This is a genomic window from Synechococcus sp. BA-120 BA3, assembly GCF_034931285.1.
Taxonomy (GTDB): Bacteria; Cyanobacteriota; Cyanobacteriia; order PCC-6307; family Cyanobiaceae; genus Cyanobium.
Genome location: NZ_JAYGHZ010000515.1, coordinates 1 through 601, shown reverse-complemented (window position 1 = coordinate 601; position 601 = coordinate 1). Strand labels below are relative to the sequence as shown.

Here is a 601-nt window from a genome sequence, read left to right as displayed (position 1 = left end):
GCCAGGGTGGCCGCGGCGATCGACGCCGTCACCCGGCCGCCCCAGCCGGCCAGCCGACGCACCCCCTCCAGCAGCGGCAGGGTCACCCCGGCCAGGGTGCCGTCCTCCAGCCGGCAGCTGCCGTCCTCCACCAGCAGGACGCGCTCATCCCAGCGGTGGCGGCCGTCGGCCAGCCCGTAGGGGGCCAGGGCATCACTGACGATCACCAGCTGCCGGGGCGCCAGCCGCTGCAGCAGCACCGCCATGGTGGGGTGTACGTGGACGCCGTCGGCGATCAGCCCCAGGGCCACCTCGCCCTGCAGCAGGGCCTCCCCGACCGGGCCCGGGGCGCGGTGGTGCAGCCCGGCCATGGCATTGAAGCTGTGGGTGAGCATTCCCACCCCCCCGGCGAAGGCCCGGCGGGCCTGGGCCGCATCGGCGCCGCTGTGGCCCAGGCTCACCACCACGCCGGCGTCCCGCAGCGCCGCGATCACCTCGGCGGCCCCCTCCAGCTCCGGGGCCAGGGTCACCAGGGCGACATCGGCCTCCGGACCCCCCTGGAAGCCGGCGATCAGCCGCTCCAGGGCCGCCCGGCTGGGGGCCTGCAGGTGCTGGGCCGGGT

Annotated in this window: 1 pseudogene; it reads right to left on the bottom strand. The window is 77.2% G+C overall.

Going from position 1 to position 601, the window contains the following annotated elements:
- Positions 1-601, bottom strand: a pseudogene (locus tag VB737_RS17240) (N-acetylglucosamine-6-phosphate deacetylase); the annotation flags it as partial.